The organism is Enterococcus sp. AZ089, from assembly GCF_050547225.1.
GTDB lineage: Bacteria > Bacillota > Bacilli > Lactobacillales > Enterococcaceae > Enterococcus_D > Enterococcus_D entomosocium.
This window is the reverse complement of sequence record NZ_CP172954.1, coordinates 86,025-107,981: the sequence shown is the minus strand read 5'-3', so window position 1 is coordinate 107,981 and position 21,957 is coordinate 86,025. Positions and strand designations below refer to the sequence as shown.

Genomic DNA, 21,957 nt, shown 5'->3' with positions numbered 1-21,957 from the left:
TTGTTTAACCCCTTCTATTTATAAGTTACGCAGATGGTTGGGGTCATGGATCGGTGCTTCAATATCGCTGTCTCCCATGCGGGGCGTTGGATGGACGGACTCATCTGGCATTGCTGTTTCACCTGGTAACGGTTGATCGATGATCGGACCAGTATCTGCATCACGATCGGTTATTTTGTCCATCGGCTGATAATCGTAGACACCGACAACGAGTTTGTCTCGTTCAAGGTCATCACGATAACCATATAACGGATCATGCTCATCATGCCTATGATCGGAATCGCCGAAAGAAAAAGCATCTTTGATTTTTTCCCAAAGCGAACGATCTTCATCCTCACTAGCTGCCTGCTCCACTTCCACATCGTCGATGGATTCTAACCCAAATTGATCGATGACTGTTTGATTCGCAAACAGCACGATATCCTCTTTGCCATAGCCTTCGTTTGTCAATTGCTCAATAACCGGTAATACTTCTGTTCGAGTGTCGTAACTGCCAATAATCGTTAGGTTTCTGTTGTGCATGTGAAATCCTCCTTATTTTGTGTACGCTTCGATCGTTCTGGTTCTGAAGCAATTCCTTTAAAACTAGCAATTTCTATTGCTTCTTTCATTCTAACGCAGGGTTCTATGATTGACCAAATAGTTTGATTGCGCTTACGGAAAACAAGCGGTTTCTTGAAAAAAAAACTAGCTGCTCCGGAAGAAGCGGATCCATCATAAAAAAACCGCGTGAGCCAATGGCTTGCACGCGGTTTTTTTGCTTGTTACTTGGAAACGATCAGTTTTTGACCGACAAAGATCGTATAGCTGCTGTTGATGTTGTTCCATGATGCGAGTTGGCTGATGCTGGTGTTATATTTTTGTGCCAGTGACCATAAGCTGTCCCCTGATTTCACCGTGTGCGTCTTCGTTGAACTGCTGCTGGTATTCGTATTAGAAGACCCACTGCTAGCAGACGTCAAGTAGGCACCACTGACCCAGCCTTTGCCAGAAACATAATACCATTTGTTCGTGCCATTGACGGTCGTCCCGGTTTTTGTTGCGGTAACCGTGACGGTTGCTCCTTTACTTAAAGAACCAGTAATACTACTGCTGGTAGAAGCATCGGAACGAACATTTAAAATCTCGGTGGTTTTCATTTGCTGATTTGTGGTTGTTGAACCGTTATTATTGGAAGAGCTGCTGGTTGTTGTCAAGTAGGCACCACTGACCCAACCTTTGCCAGAAACGTAGTACCACGTTTTATTGCCTTCCACTGAAGTGCCGTTCTTTTTCGCTGTCACGGTAACGGTCACCCCTTGACCAAGCGTTGTCACGACACGGCTGCTGGTAGAAGCATCGGAGCGGACATTCAATGCGGCCGTCGTTTTCATTTGTTGATTGATACTTGAACCATTGTCTTCTTTTTCCGCTTCAGAAGCATTATTGTTGGTCACTTCAGTAAGGTAGGCACCGCTGACCCAACCTTTGCCAGAGACATAATACCAATTTTTGTTGCCATTGACTGATGTGCCGGTTTTCATGGAAGTGGCAGTAAAGGTCGTGCCTTTGCTAAGTGACCCTACCACTGATCCGCTAGTGGACGCGCTAGAACGAATATTCATCGCTTCCGTCGTCTTCATTTGCTTGTTGATCGTCGTACCGGAATTGCCATTGTCAGAACCGGTGTTGCCTGATCCGCTATTGTTGTTTGAAGAGTCGGTCGAAACCTTCGTCAAATACGCGCCGCTGACCCAACCTTTGCCAGAAATCTTATACCACGTGGTGTTGCCATTGACGCTGGTGCCGGTTTTGGTCGCCGTTGCCGTAAACGTCGTATTAGCTGCTAACGAACCAGTAATAGAGGCACTGGTGGAAGCATCGGAACGAATATTCATAGATGACGTGGTTTTCATCTGCTGATTGATCGCTGTTTCATCACTGACGATCGTTTCATTGCTATTGCCGCCACCTGTGTTTGAGCTGCCAGTATCATATTGCGTTAAATTATACGTACTGATCAAATTGTTTAATTTGCTGGCATAAGAAGTATCGGTTGCATACCGCCCTTGTAGCCAAGCGGTTGCTTGCGTGTAAGAGGTCGTATTGCTTTTCCATGCACCGCTGTAATAGTAGTTGCCGCTAGAAAAACTCGTGTTGCGCAACACATATGCATTGTCTTCAAAAGACTCTTTTAATGATGGGTATTTCCGAAACTTAGCGCTGATCAAATAATAATTGCCAGAACCATCATCTTCATAGGTATCCATCGTCACGTATTGGCCGTTGTAGCTGCCTTTGATCCCAAACATATTGTTGGCTGTGGTCGTCAAAGTCGAGGCGCCCCAACCTGATTCCAAAATCGCTTGTGCCATCATAACAGAAGCATACAGATCGTTTGCTGCCGCCACTTCCGTTGCATAGCCGCAAATCTGACTGATAAAGGCAGCCGGATCGATCGTTGCCCGTGAAAATAATGCCCGACTAGTCAAATCAGAAAGGGCTGATGGTACTTCATCTGCTTCTAAGACATCATCACTAGCGACTGTTGTGCTTTCTGTCGTCGCTGTTTCTGATCCCTCAGTAACTGCTTCAGCTCCTGACTCCTCTGTTATTTCCGAAGTTTCTTCGGTCACAACAGGTGCTGTCGTTGATTCTGTCGTTTCCTCAACCGGCGTGCTGTCGGTTTCTGGTGTAGTGTTTGTTGTTTGTTCAACGACCTTAAGGTCATTGCTGGTTTCTGTCGTTGCCGTTTCAGCCGCATGCCCTAAGGTCGGGATAAACGTTGATCCCGCTACTAAAGTAGTAGCCATCGTAATACTTTTTTGGGTATATTGCGTGCGCTTCAAGCGCTTTTCTAAGCGGCGTCGTTCTTTACGAATTGTCATTTAATCCCTCCGTCGTATTAGCCTTTTATTATTGTAACACGATTTATTAAAAAATGGGGGGTTAAGATGAAAAAACAGTGAAATCAACGAGATAAATTCTTGCTATGAAACAGTTTTCTCTTTTGCTTTATCAGCCAATACTCTGTTCTAAAAAAAGAAAAAAGAGTTGTTTTAGCACCAAAAAAGCAGCCTTTATCAAAAAGACTACTTTTGGTGAATTGTTATTTAATAACAGGTGCGGGCTTTTTGGCTTTTTTTAGCATCGCATAGCCTATGTTGAGAACAAGCCCAAAAAGTGCTAAGAAAATTGCCGTATAGAAGGCTTTTGTATAATCTCCTTGGTTACTTTCTGCGATTGCTGCTGCAACTCTGGGGCCAAAGAATGCCGCCGTAGAATAACCAATAAAGACGATTCCATAGTTGACCCCTTGATTGATCGGTCCGTAATTTTCCATAACGATCGATGGGAAGACCCCCATCACGCCCCCGAAGCACAGTCCTAAACCGATGATCCCGACAGTGAAGATCACAGTTGTTTGACCAAGCGTCAATAAGAATAAGGACAATGCCACCACGCCATAGATGATCATCAACGTATTCGTCCGACCAATTTTATCAGAAACGGTGCCCCAAAGGACACGACCAAAACAGTTGCTCAATGAGTACAAGCTGACATAAAAGGCAGCGGCCGCTGCCGTCAAACCAAACATACTTTGCCCGATCACTGAGGCGTTGGAAGCAATCATCAAACCTGAGAAAGCCCCTACCCCTAACATAACAATAATCAAGTAAAAAGTTGGTGTCTTCAGCATGTCCAACCAATTTAGATTGATTTGAGGACCATTTTTTCCTTGATCCGCTGGTTGCCAACCTGCTGGACGGTAATTTTCTGGTGCTTTATGAATAAATAGACTAGCCACCAAGACGATCACGATATAGGCAATTCCTAAAATCCGAAACGCCGCTAAGACATCTTGTGATTCGATCAAACGATTCGCAATCGGTGCGGCAATAATCGCTGCCCCACCCATACCTGCTGTGATCAAGCCCGAAGCCAGTCCCCGTTTATCCGGGAATAACCGAATCGTATTGCTTAAACAAGCCGAATAGGCAAAGCCTTGCCCTAAACCAGCAAAGACTCCATAAGTCAGGTACAGCATAGCGGGTGAGTTGACCAAACCCGTCAGGAAGAAACCCGCTCCGAACAACACGCCTCCGCCAGCGATGACCCATCTAGCGGCTCCTCGGTCTGTCAGCAAACCACCCAAAATCATGGTAATCGGGCCAACTGCGGCATTGATGGTAAAGGCTAGCATGATCTCTTCCATGGACCAACCTTTTAATTGACTAAGAGGTCCTGCAAAGACACTAAAGGCGTATACAGCACCCGTACACAGCAACACTGCGGTCGAAGCGATCAGAATCAGCCAGCGATTGATTTTTGTTTCCATTTTTTCTCTCCTTTGTTTTAAGCATGTTACTTTATTCACATGTTTTTTCAAAAGCTAGCGCGCGTGACAAGTCACAACGCGCAAGGCTTTTTATTCGAGATGTTCTGCGACTGCTGTATTTCCAGCAATCCGGCCAAAAGTAAAGATGTCTGTCAACGAATTGCCGCCTAAGCGATTGCCGGCATGGATCCCCCCAGCAACTTCCCCTGCTGCATACAGCCCTTCAATGATTTGATCTTCCTTCGTCAACACATGGGTTTGCGGATCGATCTTCAATCCCCCCATCGTGTGGTGAACCGCTGGTTTTCTTGGTGTGGCATAGAAAGGCGCTTTTTCCACTTTCAAGTCGAAAACATCTTTGCCAAACTCTGGGTCTTTCCCAGCATCCACATAGCTGTTGTATTTCGCAACAGTCGCCTCTAAGACGGCTGGATCAACATTGATCTGCTCTGCCAGGCCAGCCAAGGTCTCACTGCGGAACAGCGTACCAGCAGCTACTTGCTTATCGATTTTTTCTTGACTCGTGTTATAAGCGGTTTTCTTGATCTCTTCATCCGCGATCAAATAGAACAATCCGCCATTATCGATCGCCGCTTGGGTCAATACATCGCGGCTTTCGTACTCATTGACAAAGCGCTCCCCCTTTTGATTGACCATCACAAAGTTAGCTGGCGGCACTTGCAGCCCACTGAATAAAGCCCCTGTGTTCGGATCAGATACGGGCATCATTTGTGAAAAGCCCATGCCAACAAGGTCCGCGCCAGCACTTTCCCCTAGTTTGATCCCGTCACCAGTGATCGCTGGTGAATTTGACGTTTTGATATCGTCTTCGATCTCTGTCCAATAGGTATTGTATTGTTTCAACATTTTGGTGTTCGCTCCGAACCCGCCGGAAGCCAAAATCACTGCTTTGGCATGGATTGTGATTTTTTGACCGTTACGGCCTTCCCCGATGATTCCAGTAACCTTACCATCTTCGATCAATAATTCTTTGACAGGCGTATCGGTTAAGATCGTTCCGCCATGTTCTTTCACGAATTGATGCAAAGCCGATACAAAGGCATACCCTTCGTTTTTAACTGGTTTATGCCCACGGCGCCATTTCGCTCCTACTGGCATATCGACATTGTTCATATCAAATTCTACGCCGATTTCTTCTAACCATTTCACTGAGGCCAATGCTTGATCCGTCAAGATTTTCACTAGCTCGTACCTCCCATAGATCGGTTGCCCATTCAAATCTTTGCGTTTTCCGCCTAGATAAGTTTGGATTCGATGCCACAAAGCAGAATCAAACAAGTATTCTTTTTCTGGCGTCGTTTCTGAAAGATACGCAGTGATTTGTGCCTTCAAAGCTTTGAAGTCTGGCAAGTATTCTGCATCGATGTCTTGTTCATCGATCGTCAGCACTTCTTCTAAAGCACTGCGTTCGCCAGGCAATGCGGAGAAGCCGTTTTGCCATTTTGGATCCGCAGCATTCATCGGTCCGCCAGTACGTACAGTATTGCCACCAATCGCTGGGAATTTTTCTACTAAGATCACGTCTTTATTGGCTTGCAGCACACTGGCAGCTGCACTCAGACCTGCGCCGCCACCACCTACGACAACGACATCGGTAGTGTACGTTTCATCTTCTGTTTGCAAAGCACTGGCGGCTTTTGGACGTTTGCGCAAGACATCTGGGTTCGCACCAGCCATTTTCACGGCTTTTGCTACGCCATCAACGACACCGTTACTAGTAACCGAAGCACCAGAGATCGCATCGACATTCAAGGTTTGCCCTTCAATGATCTCTTGAGGAATCCGTACGAAAACGACATCAGCGATCCCTTCTGATTCACCAGACGTATCGATATCGATGGCTTCGATCCGTTCTTCGCTTAATTTGACGACCATTGGCAGATCCCCGTTATGTCCTGGTGCTGTGACGGTGTATTCACCAGGTTCATAAACGACTTCTTCTGGTACGTTCAACAAATTGGCGACTTCCGTAAACCGAACGAACTTGCGGAAACAGCTTTCCAAAAAGTCGATCGTTCGTTGATCTTTTAAATTGCCTTGTTCATCAAAGGCTTGATGCGCACGTCCCAACAAGAACTCATTTCCTGGCATAACTGTCGCATTGACACCTGGAGCGTCAAGGATTTGGCGCAAATGAAGCTGTGCTCGGGAGGAGCCTTGCACATCGTAGGATGCGCCGACGATCATCACTGGTTTGCCATCAAAGGGATGGAGATTGAAGGAGAGCCATTCCAAGACGCTTTTCAATGCGGAAGGAATCGAATGGTTATGCTCTGGTGTTGCGATAATCACTCCATCGGCTGCTAAAATCTTGCTATTTAACCGTTGGATCACTTCGCTATTGGTTTGATCTTGTGTTTCATTGAACATTGGAACATCCTTGATTTCCAGCAGTTCAATTTCTGCTAGGGCAGCAAATTCTCGCTGCATAAACGCTACTAATTGGCGATTGGTCGATTTTTTGGCGTTCGTTCCGATTAGGCCGACAAATTTCATGACTAGTTCCTCTCTTTCTTATGCTTGTTCCCACGAAAATTTCTTTGCTCGTTCTTTAGCCGTTGAATATTCACTGACCAGACGGTTCGTGATTTCGACGAACAAGACAAATTCATTGAAACAGTCTTCTAGTTCGGCAACTTTTTCGTTATCGATCAAGTTTCCTTGTTCATCGAAGGCTTGCATGGAATGCCCTAACAAAAATTCCGCACTCGGCATGATTCGGGCTTTTACTTCAGGCGCATCTAAGATCTGACGCAAGTGGGCTTGGGCTCTCGATGAACCTAATGCACCAAGAGAAGCACCCGTGATCATCACTGGTTTATCGATCAAAGGCCGCGTCGTATAAGAAAGCCATTCGATCATGCTTTTTAACACCGCTGGGATCGAGTGGTCGTATTCTGGTGTACTGATGATTACCCCATCTGCTGCTTCGATCTTCTCTGACAAGGCTTGGACTGCCGCTGGTGCCGTCCGATCTTCTGGTTCATTAAATGCCGGCAGATCACTGATTTCGCAAAGTTCGATCTCCGCTTGGTCACTAAAATGGCTTTGAATAAATTGCAGTAAGCGACGGTTGGTCGAACGCGTCGAGTTGGTTCCTACGATTCCAATCAATTTCATTATCATCTCTCCTAATTGTGAATAATTTAACATTTAACAAAAAATAAAAAGTTTTTGACCATTGGCTTTGATTTCTTTTTTCAATCGTTTCTCAAGTTGTTTTTTACGACCTACTGAGATGAAAGGCTTCTTCCTAAACAAAAAAATCTTCCCCAAGTACCCATTAAGTGTACGGCTGAATTCTTTATTTGTGAAATATTTATTTAATTATCCATCGATAACAAATTTGTTATAATGAGAAAAATGACTAGGAGGACAACGCGATGGCACTTAAAGATTCCCATCTGATGCTGCAATACCTCGATACCTTGTTAAAGCATAGCAACTACACCAAAGCCGCCAAAGATCTCTACATTTCACAGCCTTACTTGACGCAAACCGTGAAACGAGCCGAGCAAGAGCTAGGGACCCCCATCATCAATCGGCAGCCGGGACATTTTCAACTGACGGAAGCTGGTAAAATCTATTATCAATATCTAGAAACCTTGGAAACAGAATCTGCCAAATTGAAAAGTCGGCTGTCTTGGTATACCGCGACCGAGAAGCGTTCTTTGCGCTTAGGCATCTTGCCAAGCCTTGGTTCTTACCTGCTGCCGCTCTTTTTGCCTGCGTATTATGAACACTATCCCGACGTGCACTTTTTCTTGCGGGAAGACCTGCCGAAGCACAATGAAAAACGCCTGCTGAATGGGCAGCTGGACTTTTTTATCGGACAAAACCCTGAGACGATCGCACCGAATCTAACGGTCCACAGTACCAATCAAGAACGGTATCTAGCGATCATTCCGCCTTGTTCTTCCCTGTATCAACCAGGGAAGCGGTATTTAGCGCCTGATTCATTGGCCGTCAAAGACTTGCTGCAAAGTCCATTGATTTTGACCGCCAGCGGCTCGGCGATTCGGCGCCAAATCGATCAATTGCTGCAAAAATACAAAGTAGAGGCGACGGTTCTCATAGAAAGCAGCAATATTTATACAGCAGCGGCATTGGCAGAAAACAACCTTGGGATTGCGATCGTACCAGAAAGCGTGCTACAAGCAGCGACCGCGACCCCTTTTAATCTTTATCCAATGCCAGAGGAACTCTTGTCCCTCACCTATTTTATTGCCCACCAAGCCGAACGGGCATTGTCAAACAGCGAAGCCGCCTTGATCGAGACCTTTTTGCACCACGTCTAACTTTCTTTTTTTACAAAAAAAACAAGCAGCGATCACCTATATTCCTAGGTAGTCGCTGCTTGTTTTCATTCTGCTGTTGGCGTTTCGATCAAACGTGCTAATTCTTGCGGATAGATCAATTCACCTTGTTTGGTAATGACTAATCCAGTGATCCCTTCTAACGGCGCCAGCTCCTGCAAGATGGCTGGTGGCTCTTTGCCGAATAAGCGGGTCGTCCAAATCTCTCCATCAACCGATTTGTCGGATAGAATCGTGACACTGGCAATGGCTGACTCTAACGGATAGCCCGTTTCTCGATCAAAGATATGATGATAGGTCTTGCCCGCTACCTGATAGGTTCGTTCATAGATCCCTGATGTAACGACTGACTGATTGTGTACCTTCAACGCGGCGACAAAATTCCCTCTTGGCAAGAAAGGATTTTGGATCCCGATCCGCCAATAGCCATCAGCATGGCTCGGGGCATCGCCGTAAGTAACCACATTGCCCCCAAGATCGATCAAAGCTGCTGTGACACCGACCTGCTTGAAATACGCCATCAACAAATCAGCAAAATACCCTTTCGCAACGGCCCCTAGATCAAGCTTCATGCCGGCAGCTAACCCAACGGTCTGCAGCGTTTCATCCAAAACGATCTTGGCGGGATCAGTCTTTGGCAGCAGTTCAGCGATTTTCTCAGGCGTTGGTAGATGGGCATCTTGAAACCCGATTCGCCATTCCTGCACTAAAGGACCGATGGCAATATTTAAGTAGCTATCTTTTGGCAAGCTATGGGTTTTCCCTAGTGCGATCAATTCAACCAATTCCGGTGTGGCGGCGATCGCTCCTTGTCCTGCCTGCTGATTGATCTGCATCAACTCCGACGTAGGGTCATTGGCACTAAAACGCTGTTCAAAGGCCGCGGCTCTTTTCGCTGCTTCCTCTAAGATCACTTCTGGGGTTTCATGCTGCACCCAAATCGTGATCACCGTTCCCATTCCCTGTAACACTCGTTGACCTTCTGCCATTGTCCTTGCTCCTTTGTCCTCTTCTTTTGGCTATCATAGCAGTTTCTGGGAGAAAAAAGTAGTCTGCGGGATGCCGCCACTGCTTTTTTTGAAAAAAAAACTGCGAGGTCACCCTCGCAGTCTGCTGTCTCTATTGCTCAATGATAAAAGTCGAAGCGGCCTTTCGCCAATACTTCTTTGACCCCACCGGTTTGGTACAAGGAACGGTCCATAATGGCTTTTTTCACCACGGAAGCGGGATAGCCTTTGATGCCCATTTTCCCTACTAAGCCAAAGGCATGGGTATTGCCGATAGACGCCACTGAACCTAATGATTCAAAGTGGAAATCTGTTGGTTTTTCCCCGTTCATTTGACGTAAGATATTTTTACCCGCATGCTGCCCCATCTTCAAAGCGATTTGAGCCGTTGTTGGATACGGGCGATTGGTCGCTGGGTCCATGACTGCTGAAACATCACCGACAACATAGACGTTACTATGATCAGGGTCTGTTAGGTCTTGATTGACCATCACACGACCACGACGAGCAGAAAAGTCTGATTCAGCCATCACATGGCTGCCGCTGACGCCTGTGGTCCAAACGATGGTTTTGGCTGATAATTCAGCTGTTGCTCCTGTATCGGCATCATCTTGATAGACAACGACACCCGGTTTGATTGATTTGATGGGTTTACCAGTCAGGAAGTTCACGCCCCATTTAACGAGATTTTTGATCCCATAATCCGATAGTTTTTCATCAAACATCGGTAATAAACGAGTCACTGCTTCGACACAATACAGTTTGATGTCTTCTGGCTTGACGCCTGCTGCTTTCGCAAAGGTTTTACGGTTTTCCACCAATGAACCTAGCAATTCGATTCCGGTAAAACCAGCACCGCAGACAACGATTTTTAGGTAGTCAGGATTTTGTGTTTCTTTGTATGCCTTCATTTGTTTCAACAAATGATGATAGATGTTTTCTGCGGAGTCGACATCCACCATTTCCAACGCATGCTCCTCGACACCAGGGATCCCAAATGATTCTGATTCAAAGCCTAACGCCACGATCAAATAATCATACGTGCACGTGGATTGATCTTTAAAAACGATCACTTGCTGGTTACGATCGATCGACGCCACTTCCTTTTGAACAAAGCTCGTCTTTTGGGGACGAACGACATCATTGATGGGATAGCAAATGCGGTCTCTTGGTTGCGTACCAGCCGCAACTTCATGAAGATCGGTTGCCTCATAATGATAATCGTTTTTGTCGATCAATGTGATGTGAAACGCTTCTTTTGCTCCTTGCAGTACGTGCAATGCTCGCAATCCAGCATACCCTGCTCCTAAAATGACAACTTCCTTCATGTTTCCTTACTTCCTTTCTTTGCTGTAAAAATTATAAAATCAAACCAATCGCAAAACACAGCACTTGTACGCATGCTCCGACCGCAAGGATCCGAACGGCACAAATGAAGGTCTCTCTTTTGATTTGTTTTTGCATAAATCGTTTTGTCTGTTGCCAGACAAAGGGCGCCGCGAAAAAGGTCAGAACCAGTGACCAAGGCGCAATGTTGAGAGCAACTGAGGCAATGATCGCAACAAACGCCAAGACGTTCATCACGATAAATAATTTCAACGCACGGGCTTTACCAAGGTAATGCACCAGCGTATAGCGCTCATTTTTTTCATCCTCTTCCAGATCACAAATGTTGTTTGCCAGCATCAAGTTGGCGATCCATAATGTGTTGGGTAATGAGATCAAGAAAATACTGCCAATCGTGGCAATGTTCCATTCAAAGGTTTGATAGGCATTAAGATAGACACAGATCAATGAGATCATAAAGCCCATCGTAAAGCCGGAAAAGAACTCGCCTAAAGGCAAACTAGAAAGCGGCCGTGGACCAGAGGAATAAAAGATCCCGACTAGGTAACAATACAGCCCCATCCAAAAGAGCGGCCAGCCAACCACCATTGCCAAGGCGATCCCCATGGCAGCGGAAAGGATGATCATGGAGACCATCAACCAAAAAACCAATTTGACAGACAATTGTTCCCGACCAATGATATTGGTTTTTTCTTTGTAATCATGCCCTTCTGTGGCATGATGGTAATCGTTGTAGTTATCTAAAATATCCACCGCCATATTGAAGATCAGCATGGCAATGAAATACAACAAGACATAGCCAAGATGAATCGTTTGATAATTGTACCAGCTGTAGCAGACACCAATAAAAAATGGCAAAATACTGGCGGTTTTTGCTTTAAATTCGACAAGTTCTAAAAATACAGGTAGCGTCACAACTTCACCTCCTTTAGTGAGTGCATTAAACTAGTCAATCACGCCCCTTTACGCTAGAATAAGGGCTGAATGACTGTTAGAAAGGGTTATACTATGTTTGACTTTTGGATCGATTATCCGACGATCGAACAACGATTGAAAACCGTATGTTCCATCATTGAAGAACACGTTACTGTTCGTAACAAAGAGATACAAGATGTTTTGATCGACTTTACTTATTCAGGTGGAAAAATGCTGCGGCCAGCGCTCTTTTTTTTGTTTGCTGACTTAGGCGATCCCCATTATAAAAAAACCGACCAATTAACAAAAATTGCTGCTTCTCTAGAAATTTTACACATGGCCACTTTGATCCATGACGACATTATTGACGATTCGCCGCTGCGGCGCAGTCAAGTCACTGTTCAAGCCAAATATGGCAAGGATATCGCGGTCTACACGGGTGATCTTCTGTTCACCCAATTTTTTGAGCTTTTGATCGAAAGTATGAATGGCTCCCCGTTTTTAAAAACCAACGCACAAGCCATGAAACGACTCCTTTTAGGCGAACTTGATCAAATGCACACTCGCTACAACATCCATGAATCGATTGACGACTATCTGCAAAGCATCAACGGCAAAACCGCTGAACTGTTTTGGCTCGCTTGTCTCGAAGGCGCTCATTTTGGCGGCCTCGACACAGAAAACCAAGAACGAGCTGGTGAGATCGGGCGCAACATCGGGATCGCCTTTCAAGTATTCGACGATATTCTCGACTACACCTCTGATAGCGGCACCTTGAAAAAACCGATTCTAGAAGATTTGGCGCAAGGGGTCTATACCTTGCCGCTGCTATTTGCCAAAGAACAGGCACCTGCAGCATTCGCTCCTTATTTGAATAAAAAAGCAGCACTCTCCTTGGCAGAAGCCCAAGAAGTTGCGGATCTTGTCGTCCGTTACGGCGGTGTCGAAAAAGCGCGCGCTTTCGCGGTCACCTACACGCAAAAAGCCTTAGACGACATCGATCTGCTGCCAGAAGCACCTAGCAAAGCCAAAATTCGTTCATTAACTGAACTGCTCTTGCAGCGCAATTACTGAGCCATAGAGCAATGATAAGAAAAGCGTCCATCACTGATTGATGGACGCTCTTTTTTATCGTCGTCCTTGGTCAATGGCCAATAAGTGCTGAAAATGTTTATTTTCTGCGGCCAATTCGGCAGGTGTTCCGCTCATGGTCAACTGACCATCTTCAATAAAAAGCACACGATCCATCATCGAAATTCCTTGCAAGTGGTGGGTGATCCAAATGATCGTTTTGTTCTCCAGCACTTGGAAAAAGGTTTCAAGTACGCCTTGCTCCGTGATTGGGTCTAAGCCGACGGTTGGCTCATCCAATAAGATGATCGGGGTGTCTTTTAGCAAGATCCGCGCCAATGCCAAACGATGCCGTTCCCCACCGGAAAAACGCAAGCCGGCTTCATCCACCATCGTCGCCAAACCATTAGGCAAAGCTGCCACCATTTCTTTCAACCCGACTTGCTCCAGTACGCGCCAGACTTCTTCTTCCGAAGCCGACTCATTGCCTAGCCGAATATTATTCAAGACGGTCGTATGGAAAAGATAGGGACTTTGATTGATGACACCGATCAAGTCACTGATCGACTCACTCAATGCCGTCACTGGCACGTCATTTAAGGTGATCGCCCCTTGCGTCGGTTGCAGATCGCCTCGCAACAAGGAGGCAAATGTACTTTTCCCAGAACCGCTGCGGCCAAGGATTGCTAGTTTTTGATGCGCAGGAATCGTTAGATCCAGCCCATGAAGCACTTCTTTGCCTTCAGGATACTGAAAATGCAAGTCCTTGACTGTGATCGACACGAGACCCGTCACTTCAGGTACTAACGGTTGCTCCATGGAGACCTCTTGGCGATTTTCTTCTGGCAATGCATTGAAGCGATCGATGGAGTCTTTGTACCGATTGGTTTCTTGAGCAGCTGACGGTAATGGCGCAAATGCATCAACTAAAGGAAAGACACACAGGACAAAGGCAGCGATCCAGTTGGCTGCTCCTCCGTGGTTACCTGGAAAGCGAATGCTGGTCCAAAGCAGCAATGCGACAGCGATCACCCCAAAGATGCTTTGTAAAAGAAAATCACGCCGGCGATCAAAGGACAGCATCTGTTCATCCACCGCCCGCAACTGCGTTTCCAGTTCCTTATGGGCAGCCACGTACTCGCTCCCTCTTTGAGAGAAGACCCAATCAGAAACCCCTAATACATTATCCGTCAGTGTCGTATACAAGTTGTTTTTCATATGTTTTTGCTTTTCTTGCCGCGCGCCGTTGATGATCACCGACCAAAGTGGCAAGACAAAGACGATGGTTCCTAATAGCAGCAGCATCACCAAAGCAAACCACCAAGAAAAATAGCCGAGTCCAATGATCAAGAACGCATACAAGATCCAAGCGATCACGGTAGGAAAGATCGTCCGCAAATACAGGTTTTGAATATGGTTGATATCTTCTGCCAATAAGCCCAAGATATCCCCCGTGCGATGCGCTTGCTTAAAGAAGATCGCATCTTTTTCTACTACGTTATACAATTTCAATCGTAAATTAGAAGTCATGCGTAGCACCCAGCTATGACTGGTCAACCGTTCCAAATAGCGAAAAACTGGACGGCCGATCCCAAATGCTCGGGTCAGTACGATGGGGATGTAAACCAATAGAATGTTTTCCGGGATCGACGCCGAGCGGCTGATCAGGTACCCAGAATTAAACATCAGTGCGCCACCACAGAAAAAGGTCAAGAAGCCTAGGAATAAGGCCAACGCCAAAACGTTTTTGTATTTTGACAAGAAAGGCTTGACCCAGGTATCGGTTTTCAATGAGCGCAATAAGCCGATTTTATTCAAGCTGTTCCCTCCTCATTCCATTGACTAGTTCTGTAAAAGCACCTTGCTTTTGCTGCAGTTGTGCCAAGGTTCCTTGTTCCACGATTCTTCCTTGATCCATCACGATGATTTCATCCATTTCTTCCATCCAGTGCAAGCGATGGGTTGCAAAAAAGACTAACCGGTTTTCCATCAGCGGCAGCATCCGTTCCTTGAGGGCAACTTCAGTTTCAATATCCAAATGTGCCGTTGGTTCATCAAACAAAAGAATCTTTCGTTGCTGATCTAAAAAGGCACGGGCTAAAGCGATCCGCTGGGCTTGTCCACCACTTAGATGCCGTTCCCCTTCTCCTAACATCGTATCCAACCCTTGCGGCAGCTCTGCCAAAAGCTCAGTCAAGCCTGCCACTTCAATGGCTTTCAGTACGGCTTCTTTGGTAGCTGTCGGCTGATAAAACGAGACATTTTCCTGCAAGGTCAACCGATAGATATAAGGATTTTGCGGAATATAGATCAGCTGTTCTTGCCAGCTTGCTTGGCGAAAGGCCGTGGTTTGGGCTCCCCCAAGAGTGATCTCGCCACTGTCTGGCACGAGAAAGCCACTCAAAGTATTGATCAAGGTAGACTTGCCAGAACCGCTCAGACCGATGATCCCAATCTTTTTGAAGCCAGTCACGTTCAAGTTGATATCCCTCAAAGCTGCTTTTTCCTCGTAGGAAAAAGCCAGCTGATCAATCGTTAACTGGGTGTCTTCCTGCCAACGAGGCACCGTTACTGCCGGTACTTGGGCTTCCGGCTGATGCAAGATCTCCGTCACCGCAGTCATCGCATTTTTCCCGTCTAAGGTTGCATGATAATCACTGGAAAAGTCGCGGATTGGCAAGAAATATTCTGGTGCTAAAATCAAGATAGTTAACGCCGGAAACAGCAAGATCCCTTCATTGATCAGCCGCAAGCCTAGCAAGACTGCCACGACGGCAATCGATAAGGTCGTGAAAAAGTCTAAGGCGAAGGTCGATAAAATACCGACTTTTAATGAAGCCATCGTCGCTTTCCGAAACCGTTCGCTGGAAGCAAAGATACTTTTGCCATATTTTTTACTGACCCCAAACAATTTCAGCGTGTCGATCCCTCGCAAAGAATCGATGAAATGATTGGACAATAATTGAAACGTCCGGTATTGTTTTTCCGCTTTGCTTTGGGCGGCATAGCCCAAGATGATCATAAAAATGATGATCAAGGGGAACACCAACAGCAAGACCAAGCCGGATTCCCAATCCAGATAAAAAACGAGTGCCAAAATGACCCAAGGAATGATCGACATATTCATGATTTTGGCAAGAATCAATTTCAAGTAGTTTTCGACTTGGTTGATCCCTTCCAAGACCATCGTTGTTACATTTCCCGTCCCTTGCTGTTGTGCGATCTGAGGACCGACCCGAAACAATTTCTCCAATAATTGATCCCGCAGATCGGCAGCTTGCTGGTAACTGTAATCATCGAGTCTTTTGGAACGGAAATAGATAACGGCTTGCCGGGCGATAAACGAACAAAAGAACAGCAGAATCCAGCCCCACTGTTCCTCTAATGGTCGTCCTTCCCATAAGCCAGTGATGGCACGTGCCAATCCATACGCCTGCCCAATAATGAAGAGCGCCTGCAGGAACGAAAGTCCCGCAAGCAGCCCTAAAAGTTGTTTCATTCCTGGGAGCTTCATGATTTGTTTATCAATCATTTATACCCCTCCAACGCCTCCGTATGACTGATCCGCTTACGGAAGATATAGTAACTCCAAGCCGTATAGGCCAAGACGAAAGGCAAGATCGTCAGTGAAAGATAACTCATGATCTTCAATGTGTAGCGGCTTGAAGACGCATCAGCGATCAACAGGTCATAGCTTGAATCGATCGAACTGATCAAGACTCTTGGGAATAACCCTGTGAAGATCAATGCCACCAAAGCGATCAACGTCAAGCCGCTCGCAATGAAAGCCATCATTTCTTTGCCTTTAAAGACGCCGATATTTGCAATCAGTGTCAGTACAACGATCACAAGCAACAAACCAAGCGTTGTCGCAAAATGATTCTCAAAGAAATCCGTTTGGAAGTAAAGCATCACAGCAAAGACGATTAAGCCTGCATATAGGATGCCATAAAAAATACTTGCATAGTTGCGTGCCCGTGCCCGAATCGGACCTTCCGTTTTCAAAGCGATATAGTTTAATCCGTGCAAGTAGCACAACAAGGTCAACGCGATCCCGCCAACGATTGAAAAGGGATTGACGTAATCCGTAAAGGTTGCGGTCATGTTGCCATCTTCACCCAAAGGCATTCCTTGGATCATGCTGACAAACATCAGACCGAAGAAAAACGGTACGATCGTACTGCCGATCGTCAACGTCCAGTTCCAAATGTTTTTGTGCTCTTTCGGGAAGTTCGCTCGAAACTCAAAGGAGACACCACGAATGATCAACCCAACTAAGATCAACAGCAAAATCAAATAAAACCCGCTGAACAAAGAAGCATACCAGTATGGAAATGAGGCGAACATCGCTCCGCCGGCGGTCAATAGCCACACTTCATTGCCATCCCAGACAGGCCCGATCGTTTTAACGATCTGGTCTTTTTCCTCTTCATTGTGAGCCAATGTCTGCACAGACATCCCCACACCAAAGTCAAACCCTTCTAAGAAGAAGAATCCGGAAAATAAAAGCCCAATCAACGTGAACCATAGTAATTGCAGACCGGTCATCCTTCAAACGCCTCCTTATCAAATGGGTCTTCGTACCCATCTTGGTTGTCTCCTTGGCTGATTTCACCAAAGGCTTCTTTTTCAGGTCCATGATCCATTTCCCGTTTCACAAGATAGACCATTGTTCCGCCTAAGCCAGAGAATAAGAGGAAGTAAACGATATTTGAGATCAAGAGAGAGGTCACGGAAACGTTTGGTGACACACTATCTTCGATCGTAAACAAGCCGTAAACCGTCCATGGGTAACGCCCTAACTCCGTGATCAGCCAACCAGCTGTATTGGCAATAAATGGGGTGAACAAAGTGATTGCCACTACCCAAAGTAACCAGCGTTTTTCAAAGAGCCACGGTTTCTTCTTACGCGTAAAATACAACCCCAGACCAGAAACCAACAGCATCAAGGCACCAAAACCAGCCATGATCCGGAAGCTCCAAAAGAGTGTGTTGACCGGCGGGTAGTAATTACGGTCGCCGTAGGTTTCAATCAATTGCTGATTGACCGTATCCATCCCATCGATTGAGCCGAAGGGTTCATTGAAGGCTAAGATACTCAACATATATGGAATCGAAATACCGAAAACTTGGTGATGTTCCGCTTCATTCGCCCAAGCAACGACAGTCCAAGCCGCAGGACTCCCGGTATCTTCATAAGTGCCTTCCATTGCGGCAAATTTCATTGGTTGTTCTTCAACCAAGTATTTCATTTGTTCATCCCCGGCTAGCAAGACGGTGAATGAACCGAACAATGCCACCGCAAAACCGATCCGCATTGATTTTTTGAAGAAGTCGCGGTCAATGTCTTTGTCTTTCTTCAATAGACGAAAGGCTGATAAACCAGCAACAATGATCCCGCCCATCGTGATGGCTGCGGTGATCACGTGTAAAAACTCATACCACACTTGTGGATTTGCCAATAAAGCACCGAAGTCAGTCATTTCTGCCCGGCCATTGTTCAAGGTATACCCCACTGGATGCTGCATAAAACTATTGGCAGCTAAGATCCAAAACGCCGATAGCATCGAACCAAGCGTCACCAACCAGAAAAAGGTGGCGTGCAGCTTCGGACTGACCCGATCCCATGTAAAGATCCACAGTCCTAAGAACGTCGATTCTAAGAAGAACGCCAACAAAGCCTCCAAAGCCAAGGGCGCACCAAAAATATCCCCGACAAAACGAGAATAGTCTGACCAGTTCATCCCAAATTGAAATTCTTGAATGATCCCTGTCACGACCCCGACAGCAAAACTTAATAGAAAAATATTTCCCCAAAACTTCGTCATCCGGCGATATTTTTCATCTTTTTTGATCACATAAAGTGTCTCCATAATTGCAACGACGACACCAGTTCCGATCGAAAACGGTACAAAGAAAAAGTGAAAAATCGTCGTCATCGCAAACTGGATTCGCGCTAGTGTCACAATATCCATCCTACATCCTCCTATTTCATAAAAAAGTGCATTAAAATAATTCTAAAGAAAGAAAAATTCCAACTTCGAATATACTCCTCTAATCAGTAAAAAAGAAGCAAATTGCTTGCATTTACTGATTTTTAATCACTTCCTCTCCGATTCTTAAACATAAGGCGCTTTCATCAGCGGAATATAGCTTTTTAGGGCTCTTCCCACCCGTAACGAGTTCCCTCAGAAAGCAAAGGATCACTCAATAAAATTCCCGGGAAATCCTCCTTTAAAACAAACGTGCTTAATGATTGATACATGGAAAACGTGGTCTTCATCCCTAATCTTTCCAATTGATCTAACGTTTGTTGCATTAAGTCCGCCGCTTTTGGCTTGTTTTGTTTTAATAGACATGTCCAGCCTTCAAAAAACGGCATAAAGATCGCTTGCTCAATGTGTTCTTTTTCATAAACATGATCTCGCCATAAATGAAAGGTCTTTTCCGCATAATCCACCTCATCAAAAACAGCAAAGACGGAAAACACCGTCTCAAACGTGTTGTATAGAATATCTTTGTTGCCGGGGATTTTTGCAAAGCGCTGACTCTTTTTGATGGCGATCGTCAAACAGCGCCAAAGCAAAGCTGGCTCCATCGAAACTGCTACGCGGGCAAATAGCCGCAGCTCATAAACACCCCATGTATCGGTATTCAGCAAGTAATGTTTCGCAGAGTCCAAACAATAATTGTGTTTCGGGTACGCCTCCTGGATGGGCACCCCTTTAAAAAGCTCCTCTTTCATCAAGTAGTCAAAACGGATCAGTTGTAAGAAGTGGTCCAGCTCCAAGGAGTAATGTCGTTGAAAGTAGGCGGTGAGCTTTTGATATTTCTTTTTTAGTTTAGGTACTTCATCAATAGATTCGATCCCCATCGAACGGACATAGTCGACCATTAGCTTTTGAGCCTCCGAATGATGCTCCCCCGTATGCAGCAGTTGAAATTCGGCAAAACTCACTTCTAGTTTATCTAGCAAACGATGAAATCGTTCGCAGGAAATCGTCGTTTTGCCATTTTCAAATTGCGATAACAAAGACATCGACAATTGTTCGTCCACTAATTCCTTCAATAGTAAGCCTTTGCTTTTGCGAAGCTCTTTCACTGTCGCACCATAATTGTTCATTTTTTCACCTTCTTTTTCAATATATTGAAATAAGCAGTTGCTTTTCCCGAAGAGCCTTTATAGTTGAATTATCTTATAGAAACGAGGGAAAAGCTATGGATACCCATGTAAAAAAGAAAATGCTTCACGTGAAACATTTACAAAAAAGTTTCAAAGACAAAACCGTTTTGAAAGAGGTCACTTTTGACGTCACTCCTGGCGAAGTATTTGTCTTACTAGGATCAAACGGCGCTGGAAAAACCACTTTAGTCAAAATTTTGTCCACTATCCTGCCTTTTGATCAAGGAACCGCGCTGATCGCCGGGATCGACTTGACTAAAGATCCAGCAGCGATTCGCGAAAAAATCAGTCTGACGGGGCAATTTTCCGCCGTCGATCAAGAACTAACCGGACGAGAAAACTTGCTGATGATTGCTGCCTTGCGCCATGTCAAAAACAAACAGTTGATCGTCCAACAGTTGTTAGAGCGTTTTGATTTGGTGGATGCCAGCAACAGACTCGTCAAAAATTATTCTGGTGGCATGCGACGGCGCTTAGACATCGCCATGAGTTTTATCGGCGAACCTGACCTGCTCTTTTTAGATGAACCGACGACCGGGTTAGACCCGCAAAACCGCTTAGCCACATGGCACATGATCAAAGAAATCGCCGCTCAAGGACGAACGATTTTCCTGACGACCCAATACCTAGAAGAAGCTGAATTTTTAGCAGACCAAGTCGCCATTTTGCATGAAGGGAAAATCATCTTGCAAGGAACACCAACAGAAGTCAAAGCACTGCACCCTTCGCAAACGATGGAAATCAGCGTATTGACAAAAGAACACTTGCAAACCGTGCGTCAGCATCTGTCTGATTTTCCGCTGCAAGTCAATGAGTCCAGTCTCTCTCTGGCATTTCCCGTCAGTCAAGACTTCCAGCATTCCTTCACGCTGTTGCAGGAACTCAATCAACTACCGATCACCATCACCAGTTTTAATCAAAAGAATGCTTCTTTAGAGGATATTTTTCTAACACTTGTCCAAGGAGGAAACCAATGAAAGCAATTATAGAAACCAACACCTTATTCAAGCGCAATCTCTTGCTATCGATTCGCAGTATGGAGACTCTGCTAAGTGGAATTTTGACCCCAGCGATTTTAATGATCCTCTTCGTCTATGTTTTTGGTGGAGCTATGAACGTCGGCGATACTTCTTATGTCGATTTTGTCGTTCCCGGTGTCCTCGTCCAATGTATCGCCCAAAGTGCTTCCTCCGTTGGGGTAACGGTGACGGAAGATTTGAAATCCGGCATGGTGGAACGGCTGATGACCTTGAATATTTCTAACTCAGCCTTTTTAAACGGCCATGTCTTCGCCGCGACCCTTCGGAGCTTGATCAGTACCTTGGTCGTATTGATCGTTGCCATGGTCATCGGTTTTCGCCCTCAAGCCACAGTTGCTGGCTGGGGGCTCGCCTTCCTATTGATCTTTTGCTTCACCTTCGCTTTTACTTGGGTCTCAGTTCTGGTTGGTCTCATCGCCAAAAGCCCCGAGACAGCTACCTTGTTTACTGTCTTGATCACCCTGTTGCCCTACTTAAGCTCTGGTTTCGTCCCTACGGAAACCATGCCGCGCCCGTTAGCCATTTTTGCTGAATACCAACCAATGTCGCCGATCATCCATTCTTTGCGAGGGCTTTTGTTAAACTTGAAAGATACCACCTTGATCAGTGCCTTTAGCTGGTGCGGCGGTATCGTAGTCGTGAGCTGGTTCTTGGCACGAATGCTTTATCAGAAACGGATACGCTAATGACGCCGGCTACCTTTTCTGACTCTCTTATAAAAAAAGCGGCAACGATCAAG

17 protein-coding genes are annotated in these 21,957 nt (G+C 45.7%); 4 read left to right on the top strand and 13 right to left on the bottom strand.

Translation table 11 applies throughout. The features are described 5' to 3' along the window. Positions 1 to 18: 18 nt before the first annotated feature. From IGJ01_RS00475 to IGJ01_RS00455, 5 genes are all read right to left on the bottom strand, one after another. Positions 19 to 522, bottom strand: a complete 504-nt coding sequence (locus IGJ01_RS00475) for a general stress protein (RefSeq protein ID WP_008376644.1) — start codon at positions 520 to 522, stop codon at positions 19 to 21. 242 nt (positions 523 to 764) lie between these two features. After that, positions 765 to 2,867, bottom strand: a complete 2,103-nt coding sequence (locus tag IGJ01_RS00470) for an SH3 domain-containing protein (RefSeq protein WP_086332851.1) — start codon at positions 2,865 to 2,867, stop codon at positions 765 to 767. A gap of 221 nt (positions 2,868 to 3,088) precedes the next feature. Further along, positions 3,089 to 4,318, bottom strand: a complete 1,230-nt coding sequence (locus IGJ01_RS00465; protein ID WP_086298937.1) for an L-lactate MFS transporter — start codon at positions 4,316 to 4,318, stop codon at positions 3,089 to 3,091. Between the two features lie 90 nt (positions 4,319 to 4,408). Further along, the gene (locus tag IGJ01_RS00460) at positions 4,409 to 6,835 is read right to left on the bottom strand and encodes a flavocytochrome c (protein WP_086298936.1); all 2,427 of its coding nucleotides are present in this window, start codon (positions 6,833 to 6,835) and stop codon (positions 4,409 to 4,411) included. Positions 6,836 to 6,853: 18 nt separating this feature from the next. Beyond that, positions 6,854 to 7,459 carry an NADPH-dependent FMN reductase gene (locus IGJ01_RS00455; protein WP_008376652.1) on the bottom strand — a complete coding sequence of 202 codons (606 nt, stop codon included), beginning with the start codon at positions 7,457 to 7,459 and terminating at the stop codon, positions 6,854 to 6,856. Positions 7,460 to 7,722: 263 nt separating this feature from the next. Between IGJ01_RS00455 and IGJ01_RS00450 the strand changes: the two genes are divergently transcribed. Further along, positions 7,723 to 8,637, top strand: coding sequence for a LysR family transcriptional regulator (locus IGJ01_RS00450; RefSeq protein ID WP_005232829.1), 915 nt, complete (start codon positions 7,723 to 7,725; stop codon positions 8,635 to 8,637). Positions 8,638 to 8,702: 65 nt separating this feature from the next. Here the strand turns inward: IGJ01_RS00450 and IGJ01_RS00445 are convergent, their stop codons facing one another. The 3 genes from IGJ01_RS00445 to IGJ01_RS00435 all read right to left on the bottom strand — a co-directional run bounded on the left by IGJ01_RS00445 (position 8,703) and on the right by IGJ01_RS00435 (position 11,924). After that, positions 8,703 to 9,644: an FAD:protein FMN transferase gene (locus tag IGJ01_RS00445; protein WP_005232830.1), complete on the bottom strand. Its 942-nt coding sequence runs from the start codon at positions 9,642 to 9,644 to the stop codon at positions 8,703 to 8,705. A 137-nt stretch (positions 9,645 to 9,781) separates the two neighbouring features. Further along, a complete protein-coding gene (locus IGJ01_RS00440; RefSeq protein ID WP_005232831.1) occupies positions 9,782 to 10,990 on the bottom strand; it encodes an NAD(P)/FAD-dependent oxidoreductase in 1,209 nt (402 codons plus the stop codon). A 31-nt stretch (positions 10,991 to 11,021) separates the two neighbouring features. Continuing rightward, positions 11,022 to 11,924, bottom strand: a complete 903-nt coding sequence (locus tag IGJ01_RS00435) for a prenyltransferase (RefSeq protein ID WP_086294333.1) — start codon at positions 11,922 to 11,924, stop codon at positions 11,022 to 11,024. A gap of 93 nt (positions 11,925 to 12,017) precedes the next feature. Here IGJ01_RS00435 and IGJ01_RS00430 point away from each other — a divergent pair, with 93 nt between their 5' ends. Continuing rightward, positions 12,018 to 12,998 carry a polyprenyl synthetase family protein gene (locus IGJ01_RS00430; RefSeq protein WP_005226544.1) on the top strand — a complete coding sequence of 327 codons (981 nt, stop codon included), beginning with the start codon at positions 12,018 to 12,020 and terminating at the stop codon, positions 12,996 to 12,998. Between the two features lie 54 nt (positions 12,999 to 13,052). Here the strand turns inward: IGJ01_RS00430 and cydC are convergent, their stop codons facing one another. The 5 genes from cydC to IGJ01_RS00405 all read right to left on the bottom strand — a co-directional run bounded on the left by cydC (position 13,053) and on the right by IGJ01_RS00405 (position 20,118). Then, entirely contained in the window at positions 13,053 to 14,813 is a 1,761-nt protein-coding gene (cydC, locus tag IGJ01_RS00425; RefSeq protein ID WP_005232834.1) for a thiol reductant ABC exporter subunit CydC, read from the bottom strand. Continuing rightward, positions 14,806 to 16,527 carry a thiol reductant ABC exporter subunit CydD gene (gene cydD, locus IGJ01_RS00420; protein WP_430601289.1) on the bottom strand — a complete coding sequence of 574 codons (1,722 nt, stop codon included), beginning with the start codon at positions 16,525 to 16,527 and terminating at the stop codon, positions 14,806 to 14,808. Before cydD ends, cydC begins: the two co-directional genes overlap by 8 nt. Beyond that, positions 16,524 to 17,543: a cytochrome d ubiquinol oxidase subunit II gene (gene cydB / locus IGJ01_RS00415; protein ID WP_005232836.1), complete on the bottom strand. Its 1,020-nt coding sequence runs from the start codon at positions 17,541 to 17,543 to the stop codon at positions 16,524 to 16,526. The genes cydD and cydB overlap by 4 nt, the downstream gene beginning before the upstream one ends. Then, positions 17,540 to 18,970 carry a cytochrome ubiquinol oxidase subunit I gene (locus tag IGJ01_RS00410; protein ID WP_005232838.1) on the bottom strand — a complete coding sequence of 477 codons (1,431 nt, stop codon included), beginning with the start codon at positions 18,968 to 18,970 and terminating at the stop codon, positions 17,540 to 17,542. Before IGJ01_RS00410 ends, cydB begins: the two co-directional genes overlap by 4 nt. A gap of 182 nt (positions 18,971 to 19,152) precedes the next feature. Next, positions 19,153 to 20,118, bottom strand: coding sequence for an Rgg/GadR/MutR family transcriptional regulator (locus tag IGJ01_RS00405; protein ID WP_061053539.1), 966 nt, complete (start codon positions 20,116 to 20,118; stop codon positions 19,153 to 19,155). 95 nt (positions 20,119 to 20,213) lie between these two features. Between IGJ01_RS00405 and IGJ01_RS00400 the strand changes: the two genes are divergently transcribed. Continuing rightward, positions 20,214 to 21,155, top strand: a complete 942-nt coding sequence (locus tag IGJ01_RS00400) for an ABC transporter ATP-binding protein (RefSeq protein ID WP_087664747.1) — start codon at positions 20,214 to 20,216, stop codon at positions 21,153 to 21,155. Next, complete coding sequence (locus tag IGJ01_RS00395) at positions 21,152 to 21,904, top strand: ABC transporter permease (protein WP_016611635.1); 753 nt, start codon at positions 21,152 to 21,154, stop codon at positions 21,902 to 21,904. Before IGJ01_RS00400 ends, IGJ01_RS00395 begins: the two co-directional genes overlap by 4 nt. Positions 21,905 to 21,957 lie beyond the last annotated feature (53 nt).

Coding starts and splice junctions, on each gene's coding strand:
- IGJ01_RS00475 (WP_008376644.1), bottom strand. CDS start 522: ATGCACAACAGAAACCTAACGATTATTGGCAGTTACGACACTCGAACA.
- IGJ01_RS00470 (WP_086332851.1), bottom strand. CDS start 2,867: ATGACAATTCGTAAAGAACGACGCCGCTTAGAAAAGCGCTTGAAGCGC.
- IGJ01_RS00465 (WP_086298937.1), bottom strand. CDS start 4,318: ATGGAAACAAAAATCAATCGCTGGCTGATTCTGATCGCTTCGACCGCA.
- IGJ01_RS00460 (WP_086298936.1), bottom strand. CDS start 6,835: ATGAAATTTGTCGGCCTAATCGGAACGAACGCCAAAAAATCGACCAAT.
- IGJ01_RS00455 (WP_008376652.1), bottom strand. CDS start 7,459: ATGAAATTGATTGGAATCGTAGGAACCAACTCGACGCGTTCGACCAAC.
- IGJ01_RS00450 (WP_005232829.1), top strand. CDS start 7,723: ATGGCACTTAAAGATTCCCATCTGATGCTGCAATACCTCGATACCTTG.
- IGJ01_RS00445 (WP_005232830.1), bottom strand. CDS start 9,644: ATGGCAGAAGGTCAACGAGTGTTACAGGGAATGGGAACGGTGATCACG.
- IGJ01_RS00440 (WP_005232831.1), bottom strand. CDS start 10,990: ATGAAGGAAGTTGTCATTTTAGGAGCAGGGTATGCTGGATTGCGAGCA.
- IGJ01_RS00430 (WP_005226544.1), top strand. CDS start 12,018: ATGTTTGACTTTTGGATCGATTATCCGACGATCGAACAACGATTGAAA.
- cydD (WP_430601289.1), bottom strand. CDS start 16,527: ATGATTGATAAACAAATCATGAAGCTCCCAGGAATGAAACAACTTTTA.
- cydB (WP_005232836.1), bottom strand. CDS start 17,543: ATGACCGGTCTGCAATTACTATGGTTCACGTTGATTGGGCTTTTATTT.
- IGJ01_RS00410 (WP_005232838.1), bottom strand. CDS start 18,970: ATGGATATTGTGACACTAGCGCGAATCCAGTTTGCGATGACGACGATT.
- IGJ01_RS00405 (WP_061053539.1), bottom strand. CDS start 20,118: ATGAACAATTATGGTGCGACAGTGAAAGAGCTTCGCAAAAGCAAAGGC.
- IGJ01_RS00400 (WP_087664747.1), top strand. CDS start 20,214: ATGGATACCCATGTAAAAAAGAAAATGCTTCACGTGAAACATTTACAA.
- IGJ01_RS00395 (WP_016611635.1), top strand. CDS start 21,152: ATGAAAGCAATTATAGAAACCAACACCTTATTCAAGCGCAATCTCTTG.